Consider the following 7345-nt stretch of genomic DNA (forward strand, 5'->3'; position numbering starts at 1 on the left):
TGCTGGCCCAGTCGGCCCCCACCGCCCGCGCGCCGGAGCCCCCGTCGGAGGACGAGGCGGACGACGACGAGGATGACGACGACGAGGCGGACGCGCTCGACGACACGGGCCTGGGCGCCGTCGAGGAGGTGCTCGCCGCTGCCGAGGCGCAGGACGCGGCCGAGGCCGCCGCCGACGAAGAGGTGGAGCAGGTGCCCACCGTGCTCGAGCCCGAGCCCGAGCCGACTCCCTACGAGCGCGAGCTGCACGCGCCCCACGTGCGCTCCACCGGCGAGCCGGCGGAGATCGACCCGGACGAACTGGACCCGGACGCGCTCAAGGTGGTGCTGCGGCTGCATCAGCACGGGCACCAGGCGTACCTGGTGGGCGGCTGCGTGCGCGATCTGCTCCTGGGCCGCAAGCCCAAGGACTTCGACGTGGCCACCAGCGCGCACCCGAACGAGGTGCGCGCCATCTTCCGCAACTGCCGGCTCATTGGCCGGCGCTTCCGGCTGGCGCACGTCTACTTCAAGGGTGGGAAGATCATCGAGGTCTCCACCTTCCGCGCGAACCCCACGGAGCTGGAGGCCGCCTCGCCGGCCGCGGCGGAGGACGAGGGCGACAACGGCGGGGATGACCTGCTCATCACCCACGACAACGTCTTCGGCACCGCGCAGCAGGACGCGCGCCGCCGCGACTTCACCATCAACGGCCTGTTCTACGACGTGAGCGAGGGGCGGGTCATCGACTACGTCCGCGGCCGGCGTGATTTGGACGAGCGCTTCATCCGCACCATCGGCGACCCCGAGGTGCGCATGCGCGAGGACCCGGTGCGAATCCTCCGCGCCGTGCGCTTCGCGGCGAAGCTGGACCTGGACATCGAGTCGCGCACGTACGCGGCGATGGAGGGCGCGGTGGAGGACCTGCCGCGCTGCGCGCCCGCGCGCCTGTTGGAGGAGACCTTCCGCCTCATCCGCGGCGGGGTGTCCGCGCCCGCGCTCAAGCTGCTGGACGCGCTCGACGCGCTGAAGCTGCTGTTGCCGCCCGTCAACGCGTACCTCAAGCAGCACGGCAAGGAGGGCGAGAAGACCTTCTACGCCTTCGCCCAGGCGCTGGACCGCCGGGTGGCCGCGGGCGAGCCGCTCGACGACGCCATCCTCCTGGCGGCGCTGCTGGTGCCCATCAGCCACTCCGGGCCTCCGGCCGAGCCGCAGGATGGGGGCCGCCCGTCGGTGTCGCAGGTGGTGGAGGAGCTGCTCGCGGGCTTCGTGCAGTCGGCCCGGCTGCCGCGCCGCATCGCCGAGCGCTGCCGCATGCTGCTGCTCGCCCAGCGCACGCTGTCGGGGGAGCGCCGTCGCAAGAGCGCGGCCTTCCGTCGGCACCCGCTGTTCGGCGAGGCGCTCACCGTGTTCGAGATGTCGGTGGAGGCCACCGGCGAGGGCCGTGAGCAGTTGGAGGCGTGGAAGGCCGGCGAGGTGCCGCCGCCGCGCGCCGAGTCCTCGGAGGGCGAGGGTGGCTCGGAGCCCGGTGGTCAGCGCAAGCGCCGCCGCCGTCGTCGTCGCCGTCGTTCCTCCGGTGAAGGGGCCGCCTCGGCGGGTTCTTCCGGCTCGGGCGCCGGCGAGGCGTGAGCATCCAGGCGCCGCGCGCGGACGTGTCCCGTGCGCGCGTCTACGGCGGGCTGGTGCTGGGCGTCGTGGCCGTGTCCTGGGCCGCGCCGCTCATCCGCTTCGCCGAGGCCCCGTCGCTGGCCATCTCCGCGTGGCGCCTCACCTTCGCCGCGGCGCCGCTGCTGGCGCTCGCGTTGTTGAGGGGACGCTCGGAGCTGGCCTCCTTCTCCTGGCGCACGTGGGGCTGGCTCCTGGTGTCGGGGCTCGCGCTGGCGCTGCACTTCGCGACGTGGATTGCGTCGCTCCAGTACACCACCGTGGCCAGCTCCGTGGCGCTCGTCACCACGCAGCCGGTGTGGGTGACGCTGTTCGCGTGGCTCGCGCTGTCGGAGCGCGTGGGTTCGCGGGGCGTGGCGGCGCTGGTGCTGTGCCTGTCGGGCAGCGTGCTCATCGGCGCGCGGGACTTCGCGGCCGGCGGCACGGCGCTGTGGGGTGATTTGCTCGCCGTGGCGGGGGCCATCCTGGCGGCGGTGTACTTCGTCGTGGGCCGCCGGGTGCGCGAGTCCATGTCCCTGGGCACGTACGTGGGCGTCGTCTACGCGGTGGCGGCGGCGGCGCTGATGCTGGCGCACGGCTTCGTCGACTCGCCGCTGACGGGCTTCTCGTCGCGCACGTGGTGGGTGCTGGTGGGGCTGGCCCTGGTGCCGCAGCTCATCGGCCACTCGCTGCTCAACGCCTCCGTGCGCCACCTGTCCGCGCCCTTCGTGGCGGTGGCGTCGCTGGGGGAGCCCGTGCTGTCCACCCTGTGGGCGGTGCCGCTGCTGGGCGAGACGCCGGACTGGGTGCAGCTCGTGGGCGGAGGGCTCGCGCTGGTGGGCGTGCTGGTGATGTCGCGGGACGAGGCCGCGCGGCAGCCGCCTCCTCCGGACATGGTGCCCGCGGCGGACTGAGGCGAGGCTTCAGCGCTTCGGGGGCGTCTTGTCCACGGGGCGCTCGGAGCGGTGCGCGTCGTCGCTGGGGGCGTCGCTGCCCGCGATGTCCGCCGTCGTAATCGCCTTGCTGCCGAAGCGGTCGGCGATGCGGTCCAGCGCGGCGTTGAGCTTGGCCGTGCGCGGCGGCGCGGCCGGGAAGAGGCCCAGCTGCGGTGGGGCCTCGTCGAGCTGCACGCTCACCCCGGTGAGGCGGATGGGCTTGCCCTCGTGCGCGCGCTCCAGCAGCTCCAGCGCCGTGCGGTAGAGCGTCTGCCCATCATCCGTCACCTCGCGCAGCGTGGTGCGGCGGGTGAGCAGGGTGAAGTCGGACAGCTTCAGCTTGAGCTGCACCACGCGCCCCTGCACGCCCGCGCGCCTCAGGCGCCGCGCCACCCGCAGGGCCTGCGCGTGGATGTGTGGCTTCAAGGCCTCCACGCCGACGAGGTCCTCCTCGAAGGTGTCCTCGGCGCCCACGCTCTTGGCTGCGCGGTCCGGCACGACGTCGCGCGCGTCGATGCCCTGGGCCAGCTCCCACAGGTGCCGGCCGCTGGTGCCCAGCCGCTGCTCGAGCCAGGCCACGTCCTTCGTGGACACGTCGCCGATGGTCTTCAGCCCCGCGCGCTGGAGCGCCTCCTCCGTCTTCGGCCCCACGCCCCACAGCCGCGACACCGGCAGCCCCGCGAGGAAGGCCACCGTCTCCTCGGCGCGTACCTCCCGCTGGCCGTTGGGCTTGGCCAGGTCGGAGGCAATCTTCGCCACGAACTTCACCGTGGCGATGCCCGCGGAGGAGGGCAGCTGGAGCTCGTCCGCGATGTCCTTGCGGATGCGCCGCGCGATGTCCGAGGGCGCGCCGAACAGGCCCACCGAGGCGGTGACGTCCAGGAAGGCCTCGTCCAGCGACAACGGCTCGATGAGCGGCGTGTAGCGCTCGAAGATGGCGAAGACCTGCTCGCTGGCCTCGGCGTACGCGGGGAAGCGTGGCTTCACCACGATGGCGTGCGGCGCGGCCTTCACCGCGCGGGCCATGGGCATGGCGCTGCGCACGCCGAAGGGCCTGACTTCGTAGGACGCGGCGACGACGACGCCCCGCTGCGCATGACCGCCCACGATGAGCGGTTTGCCCTTCAGGGCCGGGTTGTCCCGCTGCTCCACGGACGCATAGAAAGCGTCCATGTCCACGTGGATGATGGCTCTCATTGCAGGAGCCACTCTACCGGCTCTGTCTGACGTTTCCGGACTCGTAGGACGCTCCAGGTCAGGGGCGCTCGCTGTCGAGCATGTGCATCTGCTCGGCCCCATACCGCTCGCCGGTGAAAGCCACCAGAGACTCGAGGGCGGAGACGTCCTCACGGGACAGCGGACGTGCCAGGGCGGCGAGCGCGTCCTCGAGCTGGGAGACGCGCCGGGCGCCGATGATGGGGACGAAGCCGGGCTGACGCGCGAGCACCCAGGCGATGGCGAGCTGTGCGGGCGACAGGCCCCGCTCCTGGGCGAAGCGATGCAGCGCCTGCACCGAGGCCTCGTTGGTCGCGCGGTGCTCTCCGCTGAAGCGGGGCAGGTGCGCGCGGAAGTCCCCCGCGCCGGTGGGCTTGCTGCCGGTGAGCAGGCCGCGCGAGAGGACGCCGTAGAGCGTGGCGCCCACGCCCAGCTCCCTGAGCGCGGGGAAGAGGTTCGCCTCCGGCCCTCGGCTCGCGAGCGAGTACTCGAGCTGCACGTCGACGATGGGATGCACGCGCTGGGCGCGCCGCACCGTCTCCGCGCCGACCTCCGACAGGGCGATGTGCCGCACGTAGCCGGCCTTCACCAACTCGGCGATGGCGCCGACGGTGTCCTCGATGGGGACGTTCGGGTCCAGGCGGGCGGGCCGGTAGATGTCGATGACGTCCACGCCCAGGCGCTTGAGTGAATAGGCGGCGAAGTTCTTCACGGCCGCGGGGCGCAGGTCGATGCCGCCCCAGCTGCCGTCCGGTCCCCGCATCGCGCCGAACTTGACGGAGAGCTGGACCTTCTCGCGGCGGCCGGCGATGGCGCGGCCCACGAGCAGCTCGTTGTGGCCCATGCCGTAGAAGTCCCCGGTGTCGAGCAGCGTCACGCCGCGCTCCAGGGCCGTGTCAATCGTGCGCAGGCTCTCCGCGTCATCCGTGGCCCCGTACATCCCGGACATGCCCATGCAGCCCAGTCCGAGCCGGAAGACCTCCGGCCCCGTGCTCCCCAGCTTCACCGTGTGCTTCGTGTCCATGTGTGCCTCCTGGTTCGTTGCGACACGGCAAAGGTGGGGCATCGCCATGCTTGAATCCAATCAATAGGATGGAAGCCTCACATGAACGCGCTCTATGAGAAGTCGCTCGACCTGAACCTGCTGAGAGTCTTCGTCGTGGTGGCGGAGGCGGGCAGTGTCACGGCGGCGGCCGCTCGGCTGTACCTCACCCAGCCGGCGGTGAGCGCGGCGCTCCGGCGGCTGACGGAGGCCGTGGGTGCCCCCCTGTTCGTGCGCAGCGGCCGGGGACTGGCGTTGAGCGCACGGGGCCGGAAGCTGCTCGCCACCGCGAGGCCCCACCTGGAGGCCCTGGTGGAGGCGGCCCTCTCTCCGGCGGCGTTCGACCCCGGCACGAGCGAGCGCACGGTGCGCCTGGGGCTCTCCGACGCGAGCGAGTCATGGCTGTTGCCCCGGCTGCTGGACGTCCTGGCGCGCGAGGCGCCAAGGATGCGGCTGGTGGTGCTGCCCGCGCAGTTCCGGAACGTGGGGGCGCTCCTGAGCTCGTCGGCCGTGGACGTGGCGATGACGGTGGCGGACGAGCTGCCGCCGAGCATCCGCAGGCTGAAGCTCTTCCACGAGGGCTTCGTCTGCCTCTACGACCCGCGCCACGCCCGGCCGGGGAAGCGCTTCACGCTGGAGCGCTACCTGGAGCACGAGCACGTCATCGTCTCGTACAATGGCGACCTGCGCGGCGTGGTGGAGGACGCGCTGGGGCTGCAGCGCAAGGTCCGCGTGTCGATTCCCTCGTTCCATGGGGTGGGGGAGCTGGTGGAGGGGAGCGCGCTGTTGGCCACGGTGCCGGGGATGGTGGCGCGCCAGGTGGTGGCGTTGCGCCCGGCGCTGCGGACGGTGAAGCTGCCCTTCGAGGTGGAGGGCTCGCCGCTGGAGCTGTTCTGGCGCGTCACGTCCGAGGACGACGAGGCCCTGCGCTTCATCCGCGAACACGTGGTCCGGATTGCCCGGAGCGCGGGGCCCTCGTCTCGAGCGGTTCTGCTATGACTTCGCATCGCTCCCCGGTGGACCCCCGCCCACCGACGGAGCGCCCCGCATGACGCCCTTTCGACTGGTCATCTTCGACTTCGACGGCACCCTGGCGGACTCGCTGCCGTGGTTCCGCTCCATCTTGAACGACGTGGCCGACCGCTTCGGGTTCAAGCGCCTGTCGCCCGAGGAGCTGGAGGCGCTCCGGGGGCTGTCCGGCCACGACATCCTGGCGAAGGCGAAGGTGCCCCTGTGGCGGCTGCCCTCCATCGTCAGCCACATGCGCAAGGAGAAGCTGGCGGCCGCGTCGTCGACGCCGCTGTTCCCCGGGGTGCCGGAGCTGCTCGCGGACCTGAAGGCCGCGGGCGTCACGGTGGCCATCATCAGCTCCGACAGCGAGGCCTCCGTGCGCGCGGTGCTGGGGGAGTGCACCCGGGCCGTGGCGCACTTCGACTGTGGCGCCGCCCTCTTCGGGAAGGCCGCCAAGTTCCGCCGCATGGTGAAGCGCGTGAAGGTCAGCCCCGGGGAGGTCCTCTCCGTGGGCGACGAGATTCGCGACCTCGACGCGGCCCGGGAGGCGGGCATCCCCGCGGCGGCGGTGGCGTGGGGCTACACGCTGCCGGAGGCGCTGGCCCGGCACTCGCCGGACTGGCTGTTCCGCTCCATGGCCGAGCTGCGCGCCACGCTGCTGGGCTGAGACGCACGGGCGGAGGGAAGGCCCGCGGGGCCTGCCCTCCGCTCGGGGATTGCGTCGGTCAGCTGCGCTGCGCGTAGAACTCGACGATGAACGGCTCGTTCACGTCGACGGGAATCTCCTCGCGCTCGGGCAGGCGCGCGTAGCGCAGGCCCTCGCCGTCGCCGAGCACCTGCACGTAGGGCGGCACGTTGCGGCCCTTCATGCGCTCGAACGACTCCCGGACGATGGCCAGCTTCAGGTGCGCGGGGTGGTACTTCACCTCGCTGCCCGGCTTGACGCGGAAGCTGGGGATGTCCGTCGCGGCGCCGTTGACCTGGAAGTAGCCGTGGCGCACGAACTGGCGCGCCTGGCGGATGCTGGTGGCCAGCCCCGCGCGCAGGACGAGCGAGTCCAGGCGGCTCTCGAGCAGCTGCAGCAGCACCGTGCCCGTGTTGCCGGGCGAGCGGCGCGCCTCCATGAACGCGCGCCGGCACTGCTTCTCCAGGAGGCCGTAGTAGAGCTTCAGCTTCTGCTTCTCACGCAGGCGGCGCGCGAAGTCGCTGTTGCCCATGCGCGCCGTGGCGCCGTGCTGGCCGGGCGGGTAGGGCCTGCGCAGCACCGGGTCCTTGTCCGGATCCTTCGCGGTGATTCGCGACAGGGGAATCCCCAGTCGCCGGCACATCTTGCCCCTTGGTCCCAAGTCACGCGCCACGTCGTGTCCTCCACGTCCGGCCCGATGCTGTCAGGCTCAGTTGATTTTGATAATCAGTATCAATTTCAAGATCAGTACCGTGAAACCGGCTCGCGGGTCAAGGGGGGTGTGGACTCCGTGTGTGGGGCGCTTCGCGGAGGATGTGGAGGGGAGGGCGTGGGG

Annotated in this window: 7 protein-coding genes; 4 read left to right on the forward strand and 3 right to left on the reverse strand. The window is 71.9% G+C overall.

Going from position 1 to position 7345, the window contains the following annotated elements:
- Positions 1 to 2: 2 nt before the first annotated feature.
- Both pcnB and FL311_RS39025 read left to right on the forward strand, forming a co-directional pair.
- Entirely contained in the window at positions 3 to 1607 is a 1605-nt protein-coding gene (gene pcnB / locus FL311_RS39020) for a polynucleotide adenylyltransferase PcnB (protein WP_228557376.1), read from the forward strand.
- Positions 1604 to 2536 (forward strand): DMT family transporter, encoded by a 933-nt coding sequence (locus FL311_RS39025; protein WP_141332727.1) that lies wholly within the window; start codon positions 1604 to 1606, stop codon positions 2534 to 2536. Before pcnB ends, FL311_RS39025 begins: the two co-directional genes overlap by 4 nt.
- 9 nt (positions 2537 to 2545) lie before the next feature.
- Here the strand turns inward: FL311_RS39025 and dinB are convergent, their stop codons facing one another.
- Positions 2546 to 3754, reverse strand: a complete 1209-nt coding sequence (gene dinB / locus FL311_RS39030) for a DNA polymerase IV (protein WP_141332728.1) — start codon at positions 3752 to 3754, stop codon at positions 2546 to 2548.
- A gap of 58 nt (positions 3755 to 3812) precedes the next feature.
- Positions 3813 to 4796, reverse strand: coding sequence for an aldo/keto reductase (locus FL311_RS39035; protein ID WP_141332729.1), 984 nt, complete (start codon positions 4794 to 4796; stop codon positions 3813 to 3815).
- Positions 4797 to 4877: 81 nt separating this feature from the next.
- Here FL311_RS39035 and FL311_RS39040 point away from each other — a divergent pair, with 81 nt between their 5' ends.
- On the forward strand, positions 4878 to 5813 hold the full coding sequence (locus FL311_RS39040) for a LysR family transcriptional regulator (protein ID WP_141332730.1): 936 nt from the start codon (positions 4878 to 4880) through the stop codon (positions 5811 to 5813).
- A gap of 49 nt (positions 5814 to 5862) precedes the next feature.
- The gene (locus FL311_RS39045) at positions 5863 to 6492 is read left to right on the forward strand and encodes an HAD hydrolase-like protein (RefSeq protein WP_141332731.1); all 630 of its coding nucleotides are present in this window, start codon (positions 5863 to 5865) and stop codon (positions 6490 to 6492) included.
- A gap of 58 nt (positions 6493 to 6550) precedes the next feature.
- Here FL311_RS39045 and rpsD read toward each other — a convergent pair whose 3' ends face one another.
- Positions 6551 to 7183 carry a 30S ribosomal protein S4 gene (gene rpsD, locus FL311_RS39050; RefSeq protein ID WP_141332732.1) on the reverse strand — a complete coding sequence of 211 codons (633 nt, stop codon included), beginning with the start codon at positions 7181 to 7183 and terminating at the stop codon, positions 6551 to 6553.
- Between the last annotated feature and the right edge of the window lie 162 nt (positions 7184 to 7345).

The organism is Myxococcus sp. AB025B (assembly GCF_006518215.1).
GTDB classification, from domain to species: domain Bacteria; phylum Myxococcota; class Myxococcia; order Myxococcales; family Myxococcaceae; genus Myxococcus; species Myxococcus fulvus.

Bases quoted from the DNA above. Each gene is read 5' to 3' on its own strand.
- dinB (WP_141332728.1), bottom strand. From the start codon at position 3,754: ATGAGAGCCATCATCCACGTGGACATGGACGCTTTCTATGCGTCCGTG.
- FL311_RS39035 (WP_141332729.1), bottom strand. From the start codon at position 4,796: ATGGACACGAAGCACACGGTGAAGCTGGGGAGCACGGGGCCGGAGGTC.
- FL311_RS39040 (WP_141332730.1), top strand. From the start codon at position 4,878: ATGAACGCGCTCTATGAGAAGTCGCTCGACCTGAACCTGCTGAGAGTC.
- FL311_RS39045 (WP_141332731.1), top strand. From the start codon at position 5,863: ATGACGCCCTTTCGACTGGTCATCTTCGACTTCGACGGCACCCTGGCG.